The organism is Micromonospora echinofusca, assembly GCF_900091445.1.
Taxonomy (GTDB): Bacteria; Actinomycetota; Actinomycetes; order Mycobacteriales; family Micromonosporaceae; genus Micromonospora; species Micromonospora echinofusca.
Genome location: NZ_LT607733.1, coordinates 3,596,978 through 3,617,623, shown reverse-complemented (window position 1 = coordinate 3,617,623; position 20,646 = coordinate 3,596,978). Strand labels below are relative to the sequence as shown.

General features: G+C 73.3%; 19 protein-coding genes. 7 read left to right on the top strand and 12 right to left on the bottom strand.

Going from position 1 to position 20,646, the window contains the following annotated elements:
• Positions 1–25: 25 nt before the first annotated feature.
• The 3 genes from GA0070610_RS15885 to GA0070610_RS15875 all read left to right on the top strand — a co-directional run bounded on the left by GA0070610_RS15885 (position 26) and on the right by GA0070610_RS15875 (position 3,703).
• The gene (locus GA0070610_RS15885) at positions 26–1,117 is read left to right on the top strand and encodes a ferredoxin reductase (protein ID WP_089000759.1); all 1,092 of its coding nucleotides are present in this window, start codon (positions 26–28) and stop codon (positions 1,115–1,117) included.
• Between the two features lie 13 nt (positions 1,118–1,130).
• On the top strand, positions 1,131–2,273 hold the full coding sequence (locus GA0070610_RS15880) for a fatty acid desaturase family protein (RefSeq protein ID WP_089000758.1): 1,143 nt from the start codon (positions 1,131–1,133) through the stop codon (positions 2,271–2,273).
• 257 nt (positions 2,274–2,530) lie between these two features.
• Positions 2,531–3,703 carry an alanine--tRNA ligase-related protein gene (locus GA0070610_RS15875; protein WP_089000757.1) on the top strand — a complete coding sequence of 391 codons (1,173 nt, stop codon included), beginning with the start codon at positions 2,531–2,533 and terminating at the stop codon, positions 3,701–3,703.
• A 168-nt stretch (positions 3,704–3,871) separates the two neighbouring features.
• Here the strand turns inward: GA0070610_RS15875 and GA0070610_RS15870 are convergent, their stop codons facing one another.
• Positions 3,872–5,437 (bottom strand): pectate lyase family protein, encoded by a 1,566-nt coding sequence (locus tag GA0070610_RS15870; protein WP_089000756.1) that lies wholly within the window; start codon positions 5,435–5,437, stop codon positions 3,872–3,874.
• A 461-nt stretch (positions 5,438–5,898) separates the two neighbouring features.
• Between GA0070610_RS15870 and GA0070610_RS15865 the strand changes: the two genes are divergently transcribed.
• Both GA0070610_RS15865 and GA0070610_RS15860 read left to right on the top strand, forming a co-directional pair.
• Positions 5,899–7,716, top strand: coding sequence for an acyl-CoA dehydrogenase (locus tag GA0070610_RS15865; RefSeq protein WP_231925591.1), 1,818 nt, complete (start codon positions 5,899–5,901; stop codon positions 7,714–7,716).
• A gap of 32 nt (positions 7,717–7,748) precedes the next feature.
• Positions 7,749–8,114: a hypothetical protein gene (locus GA0070610_RS15860; protein ID WP_089000754.1), complete on the top strand. Its 366-nt coding sequence runs from the start codon at positions 7,749–7,751 to the stop codon at positions 8,112–8,114.
• Between the two features lie 166 nt (positions 8,115–8,280).
• On the opposite strand, the gene GA0070610_RS15855 is transcribed toward GA0070610_RS15860, so the two are convergent.
• Positions 8,281–9,969, bottom strand: coding sequence for a long-chain-fatty-acid--CoA ligase (locus tag GA0070610_RS15855; protein WP_089000753.1), 1,689 nt, complete (start codon positions 9,967–9,969; stop codon positions 8,281–8,283).
• 115 nt (positions 9,970–10,084) lie between these two features.
• Between GA0070610_RS15855 and GA0070610_RS15850 the strand changes: the two genes are divergently transcribed.
• Positions 10,085–10,981 carry a hypothetical protein gene (locus tag GA0070610_RS15850; protein WP_089000752.1) on the top strand — a complete coding sequence of 299 codons (897 nt, stop codon included), beginning with the start codon at positions 10,085–10,087 and terminating at the stop codon, positions 10,979–10,981.
• Here GA0070610_RS15850 and GA0070610_RS30910 read toward each other — a convergent pair.
• Together GA0070610_RS30910 and GA0070610_RS15845 are read right to left on the bottom strand one after the other, a co-directional pair.
• Positions 10,938–11,114, bottom strand: a complete 177-nt coding sequence (locus GA0070610_RS30910; RefSeq protein ID WP_172896539.1) for a hypothetical protein — start codon at positions 11,112–11,114, stop codon at positions 10,938–10,940. The genes GA0070610_RS15850 and GA0070610_RS30910 overlap by 44 nt on opposite strands.
• Before the next feature lie 468 nt (positions 11,115–11,582).
• Positions 11,583–12,296, bottom strand: coding sequence for a polyamine aminopropyltransferase (locus GA0070610_RS15845; protein WP_089000751.1), 714 nt, complete (start codon positions 12,294–12,296; stop codon positions 11,583–11,585).
• 130 nt (positions 12,297–12,426) lie between these two features.
• Here GA0070610_RS15845 and GA0070610_RS15840 point away from each other — a divergent pair, with 130 nt between their 5' ends.
• Positions 12,427–13,431, top strand: coding sequence for an alcohol dehydrogenase catalytic domain-containing protein (locus GA0070610_RS15840; protein WP_197697893.1), 1,005 nt, complete (start codon positions 12,427–12,429; stop codon positions 13,429–13,431).
• A gap of 155 nt (positions 13,432–13,586) precedes the next feature.
• Here GA0070610_RS15840 and GA0070610_RS15835 read toward each other — a convergent pair whose 3' ends face one another.
• The 8 genes from GA0070610_RS15835 to GA0070610_RS15800 all read right to left on the bottom strand — a co-directional run bounded on the left by GA0070610_RS15835 (position 13,587) and on the right by GA0070610_RS15800 (position 20,525).
• The gene (locus GA0070610_RS15835; RefSeq protein ID WP_089000749.1) at positions 13,587–14,069 is read right to left on the bottom strand and encodes a hypothetical protein; all 483 of its coding nucleotides are present in this window, start codon (positions 14,067–14,069) and stop codon (positions 13,587–13,589) included.
• Positions 14,070–14,381: 312 nt separating this feature from the next.
• A complete protein-coding gene (locus GA0070610_RS15830; RefSeq protein ID WP_172896538.1) occupies positions 14,382–15,038 on the bottom strand; it encodes a response regulator transcription factor in 657 nt (218 codons plus the stop codon).
• Positions 15,020–16,141 (bottom strand): hypothetical protein, encoded by a 1,122-nt coding sequence (locus tag GA0070610_RS15825; protein WP_157747165.1) that lies wholly within the window; start codon positions 16,139–16,141, stop codon positions 15,020–15,022. Before GA0070610_RS15825 ends, GA0070610_RS15830 begins: the two co-directional genes overlap by 19 nt.
• Entirely contained in the window at positions 16,134–17,192 is a 1,059-nt protein-coding gene (locus tag GA0070610_RS15820; protein ID WP_157747164.1) for a sensor histidine kinase, read from the bottom strand. Before GA0070610_RS15820 ends, GA0070610_RS15825 begins: the two co-directional genes overlap by 8 nt.
• A 209-nt stretch (positions 17,193–17,401) precedes the next feature.
• A complete protein-coding gene (locus GA0070610_RS15815) occupies positions 17,402–18,310 on the bottom strand; it encodes a sulfite exporter TauE/SafE family protein (protein WP_089000746.1) in 909 nt (302 codons plus the stop codon).
• Positions 18,307–18,564 (bottom strand): hypothetical protein, encoded by a 258-nt coding sequence (locus GA0070610_RS30550; RefSeq protein WP_157747163.1) that lies wholly within the window; start codon positions 18,562–18,564, stop codon positions 18,307–18,309. The genes GA0070610_RS15815 and GA0070610_RS30550 overlap by 4 nt, the downstream gene beginning before the upstream one ends.
• A gap of 151 nt (positions 18,565–18,715) precedes the next feature.
• Positions 18,716–20,119: an MBL fold metallo-hydrolase gene (locus GA0070610_RS15805; protein WP_089000745.1), complete on the bottom strand. Its 1,404-nt coding sequence runs from the start codon at positions 20,117–20,119 to the stop codon at positions 18,716–18,718.
• A gap of 136 nt (positions 20,120–20,255) precedes the next feature.
• A complete protein-coding gene (locus GA0070610_RS15800) occupies positions 20,256–20,525 on the bottom strand; it encodes a metal-sensitive transcriptional regulator (protein ID WP_089000744.1) in 270 nt (89 codons plus the stop codon).
• Between the last annotated feature and the right edge of the window lie 121 nt (positions 20,526–20,646).

Here is a 20,646-nt window from a genome sequence, read left to right as displayed (position 1 = left end):
CCATTCGGCGGGCGACCATCGAATCATGACCACCACCGTCCCGAACCCCTCCGGGAAGGCGGCCCTGCGGGGCCGGATCCTCCGGCTGGCCGCGTCGGTCACCACCCCGCTGCTGCCCGACGACTACCTCGACATGGTCGCCCCGCTGCGCTCCGGCGCCGACCTGCGCGGGCGGATCCTCGCCGTACGCCCCGAGACCGCCGACGCGGCGACGCTGGTGATCCGGCCCGGCCGCGACTGGCGCGGGCACACCCCCGGGCAGTACGTCCGCCTGGGCGTCGACGTCGACGGCGTACGCCAGTGGCGGGCGTACTCGGTGACCTCCGCGCCGCAGCGCCGGGGCGGACCGATCTCGGTGACCGTCAAGGCCATCCCCGACGGGGTCGTCAGCAACCACCTCGTCCGCCGGACCCGGCCCGGGACGCTGGTGCGGCTCGACCAGGCCCAGGGCGACTTCGTGCTGCCGGACCGGCCGCCGGCCCGGGTGCTCTTCGTGACGGCGGGCAGCGGCGTCACCCCCGTCATGGGGATGCTGCGCGCCGACGTGCTGGGCGGCGCCGACGTCGTCGTGGTGCACTCGGCGCCCACGCCGGACGACGTGATCTTCGGCGCCGAACTGCGGGACCTCGCGACGCGGGGCGCGATCCGGCTGGTGGAGCGGCACACCGACACCGACGGGCTGCTCACCGTGGCCGACCTCGAGCGCCTCGTGCCCGACCACCTCGACCGGGAGACCTGGGCCTGCGGCCCGGTCGGCCTGCTCGACGCCCTCGAGGAGCACTGGACGGCCGCGGGGCACGGCGACCGGCTGCACACGGAGCGGTTCCGCCCCACCGTCATCTCGGCCGGCGAGGGCGGCGCCGTCACCTTCGTCCGCTCGGGCGTGACCGTCGCCGCCGACGGCGCGACCCCGCTGCTCGACGCCGGCGAGAACGCCGGGGTGCTGATGCCCTCGGGCTGCCGGATGGGCATCTGCTTCGGCTGCGTCCTGCCGCTGCGCCAGGGCGCGGTTCGGGACCTGCGCAACGGGGAACTGACCACGGCGGTGCCCGGCGACGGCGTCCGCATCCAGACCTGCGTGTCGGCGGCGGCCGGCCCCTGCGACATCGACCACTGACCGGAGTACTGACGTGACCGTGATCCAGAACAAGCCCGTCAACCCGATCGCCCACCTCTCCGCCGAGGACATCGAGACCATCGGCAAGGAACTCGACGCGATCCGCGACCGGGTGGTCGCCAGCCGGGGCGAGCGCGACGCCGCCTACATCCGCCGGGTCATCTCCACCCAGCGCAAGCTGGAGATCGGCAGCCGGGTCGTGCTGCTGTTCTCCCTCTTCCCGCCCGCCTGGATCGTGGGCACCGCCGGCCTGACCGTGGCCAAGATCCTGGAGAACATGGAGGTCGGCCACAACGTCCTGCACGGCCAGTGGGACTGGATGCGCGACCCGAAGATCCACTCCACCACCTGGGAGTGGGACCACGTCTCGCCCGCCGACCAGTGGAAGCACTCGCACAACGAGCTGCACCACACGTACACGAACGTCCTCGGCAAGGACAACGACCTCGGCTACGGCATCATGCGCGTCGACGAGGACCAGCGGTGGCACCCGTTCCACCTGGGGCAGCCGCTGTGGAACTTCATCAACGCCTGCTTCTTCGAGTACGGCATCGCCGCGTACGACCTGGAGCTGGGGCGCAACCTGCGCAAGGGCCGGCACAAGAAGCCGGAGTTCCGGGCCCGGGCGCGCGCCGTGGGCCGCAAGATCCGCCGGCAGGTGCTCAAGGACTACGTCGTGCACCCGCTGCTGTCCGGGCCCTCGTTCCTGCACACGCTGGCCGCCACCTTCACCGCCAACCTCCTGCGCAACCTGTGGAGCCACTCGGTGATCATGTGCGGGCACTTCCCGGAGGGCGTGGAGACCTTCTCCAGGCGCTCGATCGAGGGCGAGACCCGCGGCGAGTGGTACCTGCGGCAGATGCTCGGCTCGGCCAACATCAGCGGCAGCCGGCTGATGCACATCATGACGGGCAACCTGTCGTACCAGATCGAGCACCACCTCTTCCCGGACCTGCCCAGCAACCGCTACCAGGAGATCGCCCCCGAGGTGCGGGCCCTGTTCGACCGGTACGGGCTGAAGTACACCACCGGCTCGCTGCCCCGGCAGGTCTTCTCGGCGTGGCGGAAGGTCGTCCGGCTCTCGCTGCCCAACCGCCAGACGCCCCGCCGCGCCGACGAGCGCCCCGCCCCGGCCCTCGCCACCTCCGGCGTCTGATCCTCCTCCGGCACCGCCGCCCGCCGCGAAACGCGCTGGGCGGCGGCGTCGGGTCCGCGTACAGTCGGGGCATGGAGATCAGGCGCTTCTTCGCCGCCGCGGCCGCGCGAGCTTCGCGCTCGTCGGTCGCCGCCGCCTGACCTCACCATCTCCCGCCGGCGACCGGAAACGGTCCGCCGGCTTCTCGTCTCCGTCGGCCCGCCGGTCCCCGGTGGTCGGACCCTTTCCGGTCGTCCGAACCCGGAAAGGCCACCGCCATGACGTACGACCCGATCAGCCGTACCTTCCTCGACTTCTTCCGCGAGCGCGGCCACGAACTCGTGCCCGACGGCTCCCTGATCCCGCCGCCGGGCGACCCGGTGCTCTTCACCACCTCCGGCATGCACCCGCTGACCCCCTACCTGGAGGGCCGACCCCACCCGCTGGGCCGGCGGCTGGTCAACGTGCAGCGCTGCCTGCGCACCACCGACCTGGACGAGGTGGGCGACCGCACCCACCTGACCCTGTTCCGGATGCTCGGCTCCTGGTCGCTCGGCGACTACGACCTGCCCCGCAGTCTGCGGTGGGGCTACGAGCTGCTGCGTGACGGCTTCGGCGTGCCGCACGAGCGGATGCACGTGACCGTCTTCGGCGGCGACGACCGGGTCGGCCCGGACGAGCCGTCGCTGCGCACCTGGGGCGAGCTGGGCCTGCCGGTGGAGCTGACCGGGGAGGAGAACTGGTGGTCCAACGGCCCGACCGGGCCCTGCGGACCCGACACCGAGATCTTCGTCTGGACCGGCGACGGCCCGCCCCACGGCACCCCGGGCACCGACGAGCGGTGGATGGAGGTCTGGAACCACGTGGGGATGCGCTACCACCGCCACGGCGACGGCCGACTCACGCCGCTGCGTCAGCCCAACGTGGACACCGGGATGGGCCTCGAACGGCTGGAGATGGTGCTGCGCGGGCACCGCTCGGTCCACGAGGGCGAGAGTCTCGTGCCGTGGGTGGGCGGCGTCTGCGACGTGTGGGGCCTGCGGGACGCGTCGCTGCGTGTGGTCGGCGACCACCTGCGCGCGGGCGTGGTGGTGGTCGGCGACGGCGTACGCCCCTCGAACACCGGCCGCGGCTACGTGCTGCGTCGGCTGTTGCGCCGGACGCTCACCACGCTGTGGCGCGACGAGGCGTCCAGGACCCTGTCGGACCTGCCGACCGCGCCGGTGCGACACACCCTCGACAGCTTCCGCCAGTCCGTGACCGTCGACGAGGTGCGCGAGGTGTTCACCGGCGAGGAACGGCGGTTCCGGGAACTGCTGCGTCGCGGCCGGCCGGTGGTCTTGCGGCGCAGGTCCCGGGGCCCGCTGACGGACGCGGACTACCGCGACCTGCACGACACCCACGGGCTGCCCCGCGACCTCGTCGACGGTCTGCTCGCCGAGGCGGGCTGACCCGGCCGCGCGCCGCCCGTCGTGGTGACTGCCGCTTCCAGCCGCCTCCTCGACGACCTTCCGGCCGATGAAGGGCGATCCGCGACGGTAGGGCGTCGATGCGAAGGCCGCCGCCGTCCGGCCGGTACCGGGACAGCCCGGTGCCCGGCCGGACGGCGGGCCGCGCCGCTACCGGGCGTAGGTCTCGAACTCGGCGACCTTCGGGCTGCCGCCCGAACTGGTGATCCTGAAGGTGATCTTGGTCAGTGACGTGGCGGGGAAGGTGATCGCGCCCGCCCCGCTGCCGGAGGCCAGGACGGCGCCGCTGCCGTGGTTGACGAGCTGCCAGGACCCGATGCTGCCCTGGGTGCCAGCGGGCTCACGGATGACCACCCTGGACACCGTGGTGGCGGAACCCCACTTGATGGAGATGTCCCCGGTCGCGCCGACCGGCGACCAGTAGGTGCTCAGGCTGCCGTCGCGCACGTTGCCGTAGCTCGTGCCGCTGGCCTTGCTGGAACCGTCGGAGCCGGCCCCGATGCTGAGGTTCGGCCCGGCGGGCTGGGTCGGCGTCGGCGTGGGGCTGGTCGGCGCCGGCGTCGGGCTGGTCGGCCCCGGCGCGGGGGTGGTCGGCGCCGGCGTCTGCGGCGAGCAGCTGCCGTTCGACTCCCGCAGGCCCGTGTTGGCGCCCGCCGTCTGGCGGACGACGTCCGGCACGCAGCTGGCCGCGTCGAGGCTGTAGGCGTACGGGATGCTGACGGTGGTGTTGGACTGCGGGTTGGGGCCGGCCGGGTTGTTGTCGCTGCCGGGGCTGGACCAGGTCACGTTGTCGAAGATGTTGCCGGCGACCTGCCAGTAGCCGGCCTCGCTGGTGTAGAAGGTGCCCAGGACGTCCTTGGAGTTGCGGAAGTAGTTGTTCTCCACCTTGGCCCTGGCGCCGGCGCGGGAGTTGATGCCGGACTCGCGCAGGCTCACGTAGTGGTTGTTGTAGATGTGCGCGATGCCGCCGCGCAGCAGGGGCGTGCGGGAGTCGATGTTCTCGTACAGGTTGTGGTGGAACGTGACGAAGCCGTTCGAGCGGTCGCTCTCGCTGGAGCCGATGAGGCCGCCCCGGCCGGAGTTGCGCAGGATGCTGTAGGACAGGGTCACGTACTGGGTGTCGTCCTTCATGTCGAACAGGCCGTCGTAGCCCTCCGACTCGCCGCCGGAGGCCTCCAGGGTGGCGTGGTCGACCCAGACGTTGCGGACGCCGCTCTCCATGCCGATGGCGTCGCCGCCGTTGGACGTGGGTGAGCCGGACTTCTTGACGTTACGGACGGTCACGTTCCGGATGATGATGTTGCGGGACTCGCGGATGTGGATGCCCAGCTGGTCGAAGACCGCTCCGGTGCCGACCCCGATGATCGTGACGTTGCTGATCTGCTTGAGCTCGATCACGCCGGCGGCGGTGCTGCAACTGTTGCCGGACACCTTGGCGGTGTTGCCGTGGTTGATCGTCCCCTGGACCTCGATGATGATCGGGGTACTGCTGCTGGGCCGGGTGCACAGGGCCGTGTGGATCCCGGTCCCCGTGCTGACCCGCACCGTCTGCCCGCCCGCCCCGCCGGTGGTGCCGCCGTTCTGGGTCGCGTAGCCGGTGGCGGCGCCCGCGGCCGCCGACGCCTCGTGCGTCGGCAGGACCGCGACACCGATCGCGGCCCCGACGGCCGTCGTGGCCAGCGCCACCTGGAGTCGCAGTGCGACTGGTCGTCTCATCTTCGCCTCGTCTCTCGTTTCGAATGCCCGTGTTGCTGCGTGTCTGTCGTGTCGGCGGTCCACCGGGGCCGTCCGTCGCCGGCCAGTCGTCGGTGGACATCCGCGTGGAACTCGCCCCGCTGTCGATCGCTCGGCGGTCGCGCCGCCGACTCCGGCCGCCGAGGTCGTCGGTGCCGGCGTGGGGCACCGTGAGCGCGCTCCCGCCCGCTCCGCCCGTGGTGCCGCCCGTCGTCGCCCGTGCCCGGAAAGCGCTTTCCAGCGAGGATAGGGAGATGTCTATGCCGATGGCAAGGGCGTGCCCGGATTGTGGGTTGATGGGCGGATGCGTCCGGCGGTCCGGCGCGTCCGGTGGGCGCGGCGGGGTGCTGCGCCGGCGGGCCGGATCAGTCAGGATGACCTGCGCGAGGGCATCGCCCGGCCGCGCCGCGGCCGACGGCCCGCGCGACGACGGAAGGAGACCCGTGTCGTCCACCCTGCTCTCCCGTCGCGACCTGCGCTTCCTGCTGCACGACTGGCTGGAGGTGACCCGGCTGACCGAGCGGCACCGCTACGCCGAACACTCCCGGGAGACCTTCGACGCCGTGCTGGAGCTCGCCGAGCGGGTGGCCACGGAACGGTTCGCCCCGCACAACCGGGCCGCCGATCTCGCCGAGCCCACCTTCGACGGCCGTCGGGTGCACACCATCCCGCAGGTCAAGCAGGCCCTCGACGTCTTCGCCGAGACGGGGCTGCTCGGCGCCGGCATGGACACGTCGGTCGGCGGCATGCAGCTGCCGCACGTCGTACAGGCCGCCTGCTTCGCCTGGCTCCAGGCCGCCAACGTCGGCACCTCGGCGTACCCGCTGTTGACCCTCGGCAACGCCAACCTGCTGCTGGCGCACGGCAGCCCGGAGCAGATCGACACCTGGGTCCGGCCGATGGTGCAGGGGCGCTTCTTCGGCACCATGTGCCTCTCCGAGCCGCACGCCGGCAGTTCGCTGGCCGACATCACCACCCGCGCCGAGCCGCAGGACGACGGGACGTACCGGCTGCGCGGCACCAAGATGTGGATCTCCGGCGGCGACCACGAGCTGTCGGAGAACATCGTCCACCTCGTCCTCGCCCGGATCCCCGGTGGTCCGCCCGGGGTGAAGGGCATCTCGCTGTTCATCGTCCCGAAGGTGCTGCTGGCCGACGACGGCGCGCCCGGCGCCCGCAACGACGTCGTGCTGGTCGGCCTCAACCACAAGATGGGCTACCGCGGCACCACCAACACGCTGCTCAACTTCGGCGAGGGCGTGCACCGGCCCGGCGGGCGCCCGGGGGCGGTCGGCCATCTGGTCGGCGAGCCCCACCAGGGCCTGGCGCAGATGTTCCACATGATGAACGAGGCGCGTGTCGGGGTGGGCGCCGGCGCCACCGCCCTGGGCTACACCGGCTATCTGAAGTCCCTCGCGTACGCCCGCCAGCGGCCGCAGGGCCGCCCGCTGGCCGCCAGGGACCCGGCGGCGCCGCAGGTGCCCATCGTCACCCACCCGGACGTACGCCGGATGCTGCTGGCGCAGAAGAGCTACGTGGAGGGCGCCCTGGCGCTGGTCCTCTACTGCGGCCGGCTGCTCGACGAGGAGAAGACCGCGCCGGAGGCGGCCGACCGGGAGCGGGCCCGCCTGCTGCTGGACGTGCTCACCCCGATCGCGAAGAGCTGGCCCTCGCAGTGGTGCCTGGCCGCCAACGACCTGGCCATCCAGGTGCACGGCGGCGCCGGCTACACGCGGGACTACGACGTCGAGCAGCACTGGCGCGACAACCGGCTCAACCCGATCCACGAGGGCACCCACGGCATCCAGGCGCTGGACCTGCTCGGCCGCAAGGTCACCATGCGCGGCGGGGCCGGGCTGGCGCTGCTGGTGGAGACGGTCCGGGCCACGACCACCCGCGCGTGGAAGGCCGGCGGCGAGGCCGCCGAGCTGGCCGCCGCGCTCGGCGCCGCCCTCGACCGGGTCTCCCTGGTCACCCGGCGGCTGTGGGGCACCGGCGATCCGGAGGTGGCGCTGGCCAACGCGAGCGTCTACCTGGAGGCGGTGGGCCACGTGGTGATCGCCTGGATGTGGTTGGAGCAGCTCCTCGTGGTGGAGGCGGCCGGCGGCCCCGGCGACGGCCCGGACGCCGACCTGCACGCCGGCAAGCGGCAGGCGGCCCGGTTCTTCTTCCGGCACGAGTTGCCCCGCACGGCGGCGCAGTTCGACCTGCTGGACAGCCTCGACCGGACCACGCTGGAGATGCGCGACGACTGGTTCTGACGGCGTGCGCCGCCTGCCTATCCTTGCCAGGCATGAACCCCGGTGACGTGTCCGTCCCACCGTCCGCCGACGGCGCCGAGGAGCGACTGGAGATCCTGCGCCGCTGGTGGCGGGTGCCGGCGCCCGCCCGGCGCGAGGTCCGGCTGCTCAGCCGCTCCGGACGCCACCACCCGGACCGGGAGGTGGCCTGGGTGGCCTGGCGCTGGGCGCAGGTCGTGTTGCCGCCGGGGGCACCGGAGCCGGGCCGCGCCCGCAACCTGCTCAGCGCGGCCGGCTTCTGGGTGCAGATCCTGCTGGAGCTCGGTCTCGGCGGCGATCCGACGGACCCGCCCGAGCCGCGCTGGCTCGACCGCCGCCGGGCCCGGCGCATCCTGCGGGCCGGCCCGCCCGTCGCCTGAGGGGTGCGGCGGTCCGGCCGCGCCCGAGCGAGGGCCGGTGACCCGTGCCGGTCGAGCGGGGTCCCGCTGGCCGGCGCCGGTCGAGCTGGGGTCCCGCCGGCCGGCGCCGTTGGAGCCGGGGTCCCGCCGGCCGGTTCGTTCGCCCCGCCGCGCGAGCGGAGCGGTCTCAGCCGTCGGCGAGCAGCCGGTCGCGGACCTCGCGGCGCAGGATCTTGCCGATCTGGGAGCGGGGCAGGTCCTCGACGACGACCACGCGGCGGGGGACCTTGTATCCGGCCAGGTGCTGCCGGCACGCCGCCCGGACGCCCGCCTCGTCGGGCTCGGCGCCCTCGTCGGCGACGACCGCCGCCACCACCTCCTCGCCGTGCGCGCCCGGCAGGCCGACCACCGCGGCGTCGCGGATGCCTGGTACGCGGCGCAGCGCGTCCTCCACCTCCGACGGGTAGACGTTGAACCCGCCGGTGATGATCAGCTCCTTGATCCGGTCGACCACGCTGACGAAGCCGTCGGCGTCGGCCACCACGACGTCCCCCGTGCGCAGCCAGCCGTCGGGCAGCAGCGCCGCCGCCGTCTCCGCCGGGCGGTTCCAGTAGCCGGCGAACACCTGCGGCCCCCGGATCAGCAGCTCGCCCGCCTCGCCCGGGGCGCGCTCGCGCGACGGGTCCTCCGGGTCGACGATGCGGATGTCGGTGGACGGGAACGGCACGCCGACGGTGCCCGGCCGGCGGGCGGGGGAGACCGGGTTGCCGAGCGCGACCGGCGAGGTCTCGGTCATGCCGTAGCCCTCGACGAGCAGCCCGCCGGTGACCGACTCCCACAGCTCGACCGTCGCCGGGGGCAGTGCCATGGCGCCGGAGATGGCGTACCGGGCCGAGGAGAGGTCGACACCGCGCTCCCGGGCGGTCGTGGCCAGCTTCTCGTAGATCGGCGGGACGGCGGGCAGGAAGGTCGGCGGACGGCGGCGCACCGCGTCCAGCGTCTGGTCGAGGTCGAAGCGGGGGAAGAGCACCAGCGTGGCGCCGATGCCCACCGAGAAGGTGAGGCAGAGCGTCAGCCCGTACGCGTGGAACAGCGGTAGGACCGCGTACACCGTCTCCTCGCCGTCGCGCAGGCCGGGCACCCAGGCGCGGCCCTGCGCCGCGTTGGTCCGCAGGTTCCGGTGGGTCAGGATCGCGCCCTTCGGGGTGCCGGTGGTGCCGCCCGTGTACTGCAACAGCGCCGTGTCGTCCGGCCCGGGGGCGGGGTGCGCGGCGGCCAGCGGGCCGGCCTCGGCCACCAGCCGCTCCCAGGACAGCGCTCCGGGCGCGGGCCCGGTCATCGCCGCGCGGGTGGCCCGCGCGCGGGCCAGCGGCAGCCGCAGCGCCCAGCGCTTGCGCCGGGGCAGCGCCCGGGTCAGGTCCACCGCGAGCACCGTCTCGACGGCCGTCGCGCCGACGGCCCCCCGCACCGAGGGAGCGACCTTGTCCCAGACCACCGCGACCCGGGCGCCGTGGTCGGCGAGCTGGTGGGTGAGTTCCTGCGGGGTGTAGAGCGGGTTGTGCTCCACCACCACCGCGCCGAGCCGCAGCACGGCGTAGAACGCGACCACGTGCTGCGGGCAGTTGGGCAACACCAGCGCCACCCGGTCGCCCCGGCCGACGCCGAGGCGGCGCAGCGCCTCGGCCGCCCGGCCCACCTGGTCGTCCAGGTCGGCGTACGTGGTGGTGGCGCCGAAGAAGTCCAGCGCGACCCGGGGGCCGAACCGGCGGGCGGCGTCGCGCAGCAGGTCGACCAGCGACTCGTCGGACGGCGTGACGGTGGCCGGCACGCCCGGGGCGTAGCTGCGCAGCCAGGGTCGCTCCGCGCTCAGGTCCATCTCACTCCTCCGACGTACGTCCATTGTCCTACCACACGGTAACCTACGGTCGCGTAGGTAGCGGTCGAGGTACCCCCGGCCGGCCGTGCCGGCCGCAGACTCCGCAGGGAGCGGGATGCTGCTGCGCCTCGGCCTCGACCCGGCGTCGTTGCCGCTGCTCTGGGCGACCCTCGTGGCCGTCGTCTGCGCGGTGGCCCTGCTGCGGGCCCGGCACCTGGCGGCGCACGGGCGGCCCGGTCACGCCGCCGTGCTCGTCGGCTGCGCGACCGTCGCCGCGTCCCCGGTGTCCTGGACGCACCACCAGATCTGGCCGGTGCTGGCGGCGATGCTGCTGATCGGTGCCGACGGTGTGGCCGGGGCTGCCCTGCTGGTGACCATGGTGGTGTCGCTGGGGGGTGGCGCTCAGGCCGGTCTCGCCCACCTCCGGGACGCAGTTCCTGCTCGAGAACGCCCGGGCGCTCGGCGTCGGCGCGCTCTGCCTCGCCGGCTTCGGCGGGGCGGCGCTGGCGGTGGCCGGCGCGGACCGGCGGCGCGCGGCTGGCTGTGGCTGGGCACCACCGCCGCGCTGGCCGTCGCGTTCTTCGCCGTGCAGCCGCTGCCGGCCGGCGCCGATCCGACCTTCAAGGCGTACGCGCTCCCCGATGCGGGCGATCCGTGCTACTTCTTCGTCTGCCGGGGCGCGCTGGAGTGCGCCGCGTACGGCACGGACGCTCCCGTGACGTTCGGCGTCCGCAGGGAGCGCACCAAGGTCCAAGTCAACGGGGTCGTCTCGCCTGCGGTGGCCCGGCTCGAGTGCCACTCCGCCCCCGGCGGCGCGCCCCGCGTCATCCCGCTGCTGGCGCCACACCCGGGACCCCGGACGTTCTCGTTCCGGCCGGCGACCATAGCCCACGGCCGGCTCGTCGCCTACGCCGCCGACGGACGTCCGATCGCCACCTACGACGAGGAACTGGCCGCCGCGTTCGACGTCAGCGCTGCCCGGCGGAATGGCGGATCGCCTGTCGGCCCTTGATGACCGCCAGCACGATGACCACGGCCAGCGTGACCGCACCGATGATCACCAGCCAGCGGACCGCCTCCAGCAGCAGTCCGAGCAGGACGAGCGCGCCCGCGACGACGCCGACGACCCAGAGCAACGTCCGCATGTGCCACCTCCCGTGACTCCCGCCGCGAGGTCGCGGCCCACCCGCCCGCCTTCCCGGCCCGCACCCGGCCATGCCGCCGCGGCCGGCGAATTCCTCGGCGCGCCACGCCGGTGGCAGCGCGGCCTCCCCCCCCGGTTCCCTGCGGTGCCCACCGAGTGCGGGCCCGGCCAGGCGGGAAGGCACCAGACCTCGATCGCGGCGGCCGGCAGGGCAGATCTTGGACAGTTTCCGTCCCCGGGTAACGGCAAGTGCCCAAGATCTCGGGTCGAGGTCGGCGGGAAGGGCCCGGGAGGGTGGTCAGGGGCAGCGGACGGGCGTTGCCCATGCGGAAGCGCCGGTCCGGATCAGCCTGCGGCGGGCGGTCGTTGAGTTCGGCGAGTTGCCGGTGCCTCGGCTTGGCGGGGCGCCAGGTGGATCGGCGGGGCCGTCCGGTTCCCGCGGTGCTCGCCCAGCAGGCAGCTGCCGGCGTCAGCGCTGGGCGACGTAGACGGTGTTGGCCGAGCGCCCCCCGGTCAGCGGGTTGGCGAACGGGACGACGTGCGCCCGCGCGGTGCGGAACACCTCGCTCAGCGCCGCCTCGAAGTCGGGATCGGGCGGGTCGTCCGACCAGAGGGCGAACACCCCGTCCGGGTGCAGGTGGGCGGCGAGCCGGCGCAGTCCGTCGGGGGTGTAGAAGCTGGCGTGGCTCGGGTGCAGCACGTTGCGCGGCGAGTGGTCGACGTCGAGCAGCACGGCGTGGAACCGCCGCCCCGGCTCCCGCGGGTCGAACCCGCTGCCGTCGGCGACCGCGGCGAAGAAGTCGGCCCGCACGAACCGGGTACGGGGATCGGCGGCCAGCCCGGCGGCGAAGGGGAGCAGTTCGCGCCGGTGCCAGTCGATGACGTCCTCGATCGCCTCCACCACCAGCAGCGAGCCGACCCGCTCGTCGGAGAGCGCGGTGCGGGCGGTGTAGCCGAGGCCGAGGCCGCCGACGACCACGTCGAGGCCCTGCCCGGACAGGGGCGCCAGGCCCAGCCGGGCCAGCTCGATCTCCGCCACGGGGAAGAGGCTCGACATCAGGAACTCGTCGTCGAGCTTGACCTCGTACACCTCGACGTCGAGCTGCGGGTCGCGGCGCCGACGCAGGCTGATGAGGCCGATCGGGGTCTCCCGCCAGGCCAGTTCCTCGAATCGCACGCCCACGGGCCCGGATGCTACCCGCCGGCACCTCGGGTCCCGGCGGCCGGCACGCGCATTCCTGCCGCCCGGGCGGGTATGCGTGCCCGTCGAGGGCCGCCGACGGGGGCCGGACAGGGAGGACGCGGTGGCGGACATGCTGGCCGGACGGCTGCACCTGGCGGAGCGGGCGTTGCGGATGGAGTCGGTGCCGGTGCCCGAACCGCGGGACGGGCAGGTGCGGATCAGGGTCGAGGCGGCCGGGGTCTGCCTCTCCGACGTGCACCTGATCGACGGCACCCTCACGCCGCTGTACCTGCCCGGCGACGTGGTGACCCTCGGGCACGAGGTGGCCGGGGTCGTCGACGCGTTCGGCGACGACGTCGAGGGCTGGGAGCCCGGTCAGCGGGTGCTGCTCCAGGCGGGGGAGCGGGACCGGCGCGGCACCGTGCTGACCCGGGGCGTGGACTACGACGGCGGCTGGGCCGAGTACGCCGTGGCCAGCGAGAGCACCGTGGTGCCGATCCCGGACGACCTCCCCTTCGAGCAGGCCTGCGTCATACCCGACGCGGTCTCCACCCCCTGGGCGGCGGTGACGGACACCGCGCGTACCCGCCCCGGCGAGGCGGTCGGGGTGTGGGGCGTGGGTGGGCTGGGCGCGCACGCCGTGCAGTTGCTCCGCCTGGTCGGCGCGGCCCCGGTGATCGCCGTGGAGCCACTGGCGGCGGCGCGCGAGCGGGCGGTGGCCCTGGGGGCCGACGCGGTGCTCGACCCGGCCGACCCCGCCTTCCGCGACGCCGTGCTGGACCTGACGGGCGGGCGAGGGCTGGACGTGGCGTTCGACTTCGCCGGCGTCACCGCCGTGCGCGAGCAGGCGCTGACCGTGTTGGGCCGCCGGGGCCGGCTGGTGCTCGCGGGCATCGCCAACAAGCCGGTGACGATCGCGTCGGACAGCCCGTTCACCTACTTCCAGCAGGCGGTGCTCGGCCACTACGGCTCGGAGGGCGAGCACGTCGAGCAGTTGGTGTCGCTGGCCCGGCAGGGGCGACTCGACCTGGCGGCGTCGATCAGCGACGTGCTGCCGCTGGCCGACGCCCAGGAGGCGGTGCGCCGGGTGCAGACCAAGCAGGGCAACCCGATCCGGCTGATCCTGCGCCCCTGAGAAGTGCGGTGACACCCGGGGGACAGACGAATCAGGCTCCGTTCTCCGCCAGGACGGTGGAAAACGGAGCCTGACCCCGGGAGGCTCCGCGAGGGCGCAGCTGCCACAATCTGTCGTGCTGTGTGAGGACGTCTAAGCCTGAGATGTCAGCCGGGTCAGCGCCAACTGTCACACGCGTAGGAATCCCCATTGCTGTAACCGACGCAGGCCCGGCCCCAGAGTTGGGTGGTCGGATAGTTCGACCTGTACCATCCCGACAGGTCGCCGAAAGGTGCGTTGCAGTCGGTTTCCGTGGACCGCACGTGTCGGTGGTCTTCGTAGACGCCGTTGCGGTTCGAGTCGATCAGGTAGCTGATCTGGGCAATGCCGCACCAGCCATCCCCGTCCACGGTGTCCATGGCAAAGGCTCTCACCCAGACGGTTGAGCCGGACCAGCAGATGTCGAAGTCCGCATAGACCCCGGTCCGGCTGCTGTCGGGGTAGCGGCAATTGCTGGTGCCCGGACCGCTGACGGCGGTCCAGTCGTCGGTACTGTGGGCCTGCACGGGTGCGCTGAATGCCCCCACGACCAGGACCAGCGCGGACATCAGCGCCCCGAATGCCTGCCACGCGCGACGGGTGGTTCTCGTTGCGGTCATGTCTTCCTCCTGTGATCTGTCGCCGGGCTGCGCGTGGTCTCTTCACGTACCACCTTCCGGCGCGTACCGATTGGGTGACGACAGGTCGTAGGCGCTGACGGGGGCGAATGCCAATTCCGACGTGCCGATGCCGGACGGGTGAATCCTCCCGACCGGTTGGTCCGGTCTTTGCGGCGGCCCGCTTCGCCGTGCCCACGACCCATTCTTTCGATCAGGGACCCTGGCGTCGTTTCCCTTGTCCCTGTGCCCAGGCTAGGGCTGGGCACAGGGACGCCGTGACGGTCGTTCGACCCACGAACCGGGTCGGTTTCGCTACAACTCGTCCAGCCGGACCAGGCCGTCCTGAATGGCCCGGGCGACCAGCGCCGCCTTGGTGGAGGCCGGACGTCCGGCGTTCGCATAGCGGATGCGGACCCGGTCGATGTAGCTGTTCACCGTACGCACGGACAGGCCGAGCTTGCGGGCCACCATCTCCTTGGACTCACAGGCGAACCAGCTGACCAGCACGTCGACCTCCCTCGGCGTGAGTCGTGGCCGGTCGGGCCGGGCGTCCGTGCTGATGGCGCGGGCCATGGACGGGGAGGTGTAGGGCAGGTTCTGGCCGGCCGCGTGGATCGCGGGGACCAGGTGACCGGGTCCCTCCGTCTTGGCGAGACAGGTGAGTGCGCCGAGGTCGAGACAGGTGAGGATGGTGTCGCGGTCCTCTCGCATGGTGTAGACGATCACCCGACGGCCGGCGTCGACGAGCCGCCGCAGGTCGGGGTACGCCGGGACCTGCCCGTTGAGCAGCAGGTCGAACACGATGACGTCGGCGGACAGGCCTGGATCCGTCCAGGCCACCGCCGGTGTCCTGCCGGAATCGACGACCTGGACCGGCGGTTCGGCCGCGCCGCACCACGCCTCGATCCCGGAGATGATCGCCGGGTGGTCGTCGATGACCACCACCGTGTTCAACCCTGTGGTTGCCATGTGGCCTCCACCCACACCTTCGAACCGTGTACGAGTCGGGTGACGGTCACCCCGCTGTGGACGGCGGCGCCTGCCGGATCGCTGTCGGCGGGCTCGCTGGCATCGGCGTCGGCGAGGAGACTCACCGTGACGCCGGTCGCCGACCCGAGCACCGTGACCCGTACCTCGGAGGTGACGTTCGGCATGATGCGCAACGCGGGCTCGGTCAACGCGCGACGCACCGCCAGTGGTGGTGTCGGCCGTTCCCCGCACGTCCCGAGGTAGATCGCGACTCCGTGGCGTTCCGCCAGATCCAGGCAGGCGCGCAGTTCGTGCAACAGCGGATCGGCCACCTCGTCATGTTCGGCGAACAGACGGCGTAACCGTGCCGCCGCCACGGCGTAGGCGCTGCGGGCCCGCTCGTCGCCCAGGTCCACCGAACCGGTCGTCAGGTCGGCCAGCAGCGGTATGGACGTGGTGGCGAGGTCCGCGTATCTCAGCCGGCGGTCGGCATGCAGGTGCTCCGCGACGACCTCGGCAGTCCGCACCCGCTCCGCGTCGGCGGTGGCGGCTGACGAGGCGGCCACGAGACTGCGCAGCGCCATGGCGCCGGCCAGGACCGGCAGCTCGCAACCGAACATGATCGCGGTGACGACCACCAGGTCGGCGGTCTCGTGCCCCTGCCCGACCAGCGCCAACTGCGCGAAGCTCGCGACCGTGTACGCGCCGAGGAAGACGGCCGCACCCACGACGCTGCGGTCCACCAGCAGCAGGATCCCGAACCAGCCGATGACGCCGTAGGACCATTCCTCTTCCGACATGAGTTCGGCGGCTGGAATTCCGGTGGTCGCCAGCGCCGCCGCCGCGATCACCGCCGCCACCAGCACCCAGCGCGGCCGGCCGAGCGGCTCGTCCCGCAGGATTCGCACCCCGGCCACGACGGCGACCACAGTGAGGATCGTGAAGGCGAGCACCTGCCGGGCCGGGCTGCTGTAGGTCTCCCAGCCCGTGACCAGCAACGGCAGGGCGAAACCGAACAGCGTGGTGACCGTGATCGCCAGCGTGGCCAGGCGTAGGCCGCGCAGCAGCTTCCCCGCCATGAGGTGGGAAACCGGCTCAGCCATCCGGGACCTCCAGGAAGATCCGGGTGCCGGCGCCAGGACGCGACGTCACGATCGCTCGTCCGCCGACCCGTGCCATGCGTTGCGCTATGGACTGCGACACCCCGCGCCGATGCGGCGGTACCCGCTCCGGCGCGAAGCCCCTGCCCTGGTCGGAGATCTCCACCAGGATCCGGTCCCCGGCCCGCCCCACCACCAGTACGGCGGTGTCGACGCCGGCATGGCGCGCCACGTTCGTCAGCGCCTCCCGAGCCGCCGCGCTGATCGCCGTGGCGCGGATCGCCGGCATCGGCACGGCCGCCGGCAAGCGCACCTCCACCGCGACCGGGGCGTGCCGCGCCACCTGGTCCAGCAGCCGTACCAGGTCCGTGTCGCCGTCGGGGAAGTGCGGCTGCGCGGCGAGGATCTCCAGGTCGCGGGCGGCCTGCTCGGCCAGCCACGGCTCGGTGCCGTCGACCATGCGGGTGCCGACCGCGAGCAGGGTGGCTGCCGCGGTGTCGTGCAGTATCGCCAGGTGCTCCCGTTCGTCGGCACGTCGGGCGGCCGCGACCGCGGCATCGCGCCGGGCCCGTTCGCTCGCCGCGACGGTCCGGTCAGCCTGCTGGGCTCCGGCCCGCACGAGCAGGAACAGCACCCTGGACAGGCCGGCCTCCGCGAAGGTCCACAGGCCGAGTGAAACGGTGCCCGACCAGGTCTCGGGCAGGGCAAGGGCGTTGCCGGCCAGATGCGCCACCACGACCGCGATGGTCAGCAGTACGCCGCCGGCCGCGGTCGTGAGCCACTGGTGCGCTATGGCCGTTACCGTCACGACGGCGAGGACCCAGTTCGTGCTGTCCACCGCCGCGTCCGGCGGCACGGTCCAGCGCTGGGCCAGGCACAGCAGCATGATCACCAGCGTGTCCACCGGCAGTAGCCACCCGCGGGAGCTGAAGCGGACGTACACCACGCTCCAGGCGGCGAGCCCGGTGGCCACGCCCGCGACCAGCGCGCGCCGGTCGGGGGTCGCCTGGAACAACGCGGCGCCGCTCACACAGCACAGCGCCGTGGTGCGCATGACGACTGCGTATCGTCGGCCCAACCGGCGCAGCTCGCGTTCGGTGGCGCCTGCGGGCCGCAGTGGTGACGGACCCGGTCGCCACGCGCTCATGACGGCGTCCCGTCCTTCAGTCGCATCGGGCTCACCCCAGGGCGGATCGGGAGCGCCGTGCGCGCCCCGGGCCGACGACTACCTGCTCGAACGTCCACCCAGCGCCAGCGTAGTTCCTACATCGAGTCCTGTCGTTTCCCAGTCGTATTGGAGTCAGACGACGCCGGTGGCGGTGGGAGCCGCCGGCGTATCCGTCGCACCCCGGCGACCACCACTGCCACCGCCACCGTGGTCGTGGCGACGGTCCACAGCAGCGGGTCCGCCCGCAGATCTTGGGGCAACTGCTGGGCCAGCACGAAGACGCCCATCGCCGCCACGAACCAGCCGAACGCCCGGCGCAGCACGTCCTCCGGGACCTGCCCGGCGAGTCGGCCGCCGGCGAGGCTGCCGAGCACGGCGGCGCCGGTGACGGCGGCGGCCAGGCCCCAGTCGATGGCGACGGTGGACAGGTAGCCGGCCAGCCCGGCGAACGACTTCATGGCGATGACCACGAGCGAGGTGCCGACCGCGACCGGCATCGGCAGGCCGCCCAGCAGCGCGAGGGCCGGCACCACCAGGAACCCGCCGCCCGCGCCGACCAGCCCGGTGACCAGTCCGACCACGACGCCGTCGAGGAGCACCCGCGCCACGGGCAGCTCACGCCGCTGCCGCCCCGGGCCGTCGCGCCGGCCCCGCAGCATGGCCGTCGCGGTGGCGAGCATCATCAGGGCGAAGCCGGTGAGCAGGACCGCCGCCGGGACGAACGCGGCGAGGCGCCCGCCGCCGTACGCGCCGGCCATGCCCGCGGCCCCGAAGAGCAGGCCGGTGCGCCACCGGACCCGGCCGGCCCGCGCGTGCGGCAGCGCGCCGACGGCGCTGGTCACCCCGACGACGAGCAGCGAGGTGGCGATCGCCTCCCGGGCCGGCAGATCGGCGACGTAGACCAGCAGCGGCACGGCGAGGATGGACCCGCCGCCGCCGAGCAGGCCGAGGCTCACCCCGATGAGGACGGCCAGCGCGACGGTCAGCGCGAGGCTGCCGGTCACGGCAGGGGCCGGGGCGTCGGGTGGTCTCCGAGCCGACCGACGACGGTCTCCACGTCGCAGCTCGCGCCCCGGTCGTAGGGGAGCCTGCCGAGCAGCATGCCCAGCGCGCGGGTGTCGGTGACGGCGGCGAAGGTGAGGCCGGCGCCGGTGAGGGTGCGCACGTCCAGCATGCGGGGAGCGCGGCCGGAGTCGACCAGCTCGCGCAGTGTGGCGGCGTCGAGGGTGGCGGGCAGGGCGTTCGGTGAAGTGGTCATGTCTCCTGGTTCAGGGACGGCTCGCCCGCGGGCGGGCTGGGTGAGCCGGACCGCCGTCGATCGGCGCCGTTCGGCGGCGGGCGCGCGTCGCCGTGCGGACGACCGGTAGCGGCCCGGCCCGTACGGCAGGGGGCCGGCGGTGCGGCGTCGGTCAGGCGTCGCCGGGGCTCGTGGCGACCCCGGCGGCCTCGGCCCGGCCGAACTTGTCGTCGATCACGACGACCTCGCGGCCCGCGTTGGCCAGCAGCGAGGCGGCGGCGGTGGCCCGGTACCCGGAGCCGCAGTGCACCCAGACGGTGCCGGCGGGCACCTCGGCGAGGCGCCCGGGCAGGTCGGGCAGGGGGATGTGCACGGCGCCCTCGACGTGACCGGCGGTCCACTCGTTGGTCATCCGGACGTCGAGCACCACGTCCGGGGCGGGCAGCCCCGCCGGGGTGTCGCCGGCCCGGGCGGCGGCCAGCGCGGGAAAGTCGGCCATGCGCAGCTCGCGGAGCTGCCCCGGCTCGGTGGACCACCGGTCGGGGTCGCCGGTGGCCTGGGCGGCCGGCCGGTCGATGCCGACGCGGACCAGTTCGCGCTGGGCGTCGGCGACCTGCTCCTCGGTCTCCGCCAGCAGGGTGAGCGGTGCGCCCCAGTCGATGAGCCAGCCGAGCCAGGTCGACATCGGGCCGTCGAGTCCGAGGGCGACGGTGCCCGCCAGGTGCGACGTGGCATACGCCTTGCGGTGGCGCAGGTCGACGACCCACTGGCCGGCGGCGATCCGCTCCCGCAGCTCGGCGGCGTCGGCCCGGGCGACCGGGGTGAGGTCCACCGGCGCCGGGCCGGCGAGGTTCGCCACGCCCATGTGGGCGTAGTACGCCGGGTAGGCGTCGAGCCCGGCGAGGGTCTCGGTGACGAAGTCGTCGGCGGCCAGCCGCAGCACGGGGTTCGCCCGTTTCTCCCGGCCGATGGTCGACTCGGGCGCGTCGGACTGGCTGGCGGAGCAGAAGCTGCCGAAGCCGTGGGTGGGCCACACCTCGGCGCCGTCGGGCAGCAGGTCGGCCAGGCGCCGGGCCGAGGTGTGCTGGTGGTGGGCGAGTACGTGGGCGTGCTGCTCGCCGAGCAGGTCGGTGCGCCCGGTGGTGCCGAAGAGCAGTGAGCCGCCGGTGAAGACGCCGACCGGGCGCCAGCCGGAGTCGTCGGCCTCGTCGAGCACGTACGACAGGTGGTGGAACGTGTGTCCCGGGGTGGCGAGCACCCGCAGCCGCAGCGCGCCGGAGACGGGCACGGTGTCGCCGTCGGCGACCGGCGTCCGGTCGAAGTCGACCTCGTCGTCCGCGGCGACGAGGTAGCGGGCACCGGTCAGCCGGGCCAGCTCCAGACCGCCGGAGACGTAGTCGTTGTGGATGTGGGTCTCCACCACGTGGGTGACGCGTACGCCCTTCTCGCCGGCCAGGTACAGGATCCGGTCGATGTCGCGCTGCGGGTCGACCACGATCGCCACCGTGCCGTCGGAGGCCAGGTAGCTGCGGTCGCCGAGCGAGGACGTCGCGATGACGGACACCTCAACTGCCATTGCCGTACTCCTTGTGGGATCAAATACCCCGGGGGGTATGCGGCGGACACACGTCGGGTGTGCTGACGCGTGCACTCTGTCTACCCGCACACGTCGCTGTCACGCAACGTGTGCGGTGCGTTTCTTTCGGCGATGGTCAGGCGAGGGCGAGGAAGAGCTTCTCCAGCTCCTCCTCGGTCATCTCCGGGGAGTCGCCCCGCTCGCGGGCGGCGGTGCAGTGCCGCATTCCGGAGGCGATGATCTTGAAGCCGGCCCGGTCGATCGCCTTCGACACGGCGGCGAGCTGGGTCAGCGCCTCGCGGCAGTCCTGGCCGGTCTCCATCATCTCGATGACCGCGTTGAGCTGGCCCCGGGCCCGCTTCAGGCGGGTGAGGGCCTCGCTCGTCATCTCGGGTCGCAGCTTCACCGCGTGCCTCCTCGCTCTCTCCGAGCATACCCTGGGGGGTACCCGTACGTGCCCATGCTATCCCCCCGAGCGAGAGGCGTCCGCCTCCGCGCGGTGATCCTGGTCGCACCGCCAGGGCCCG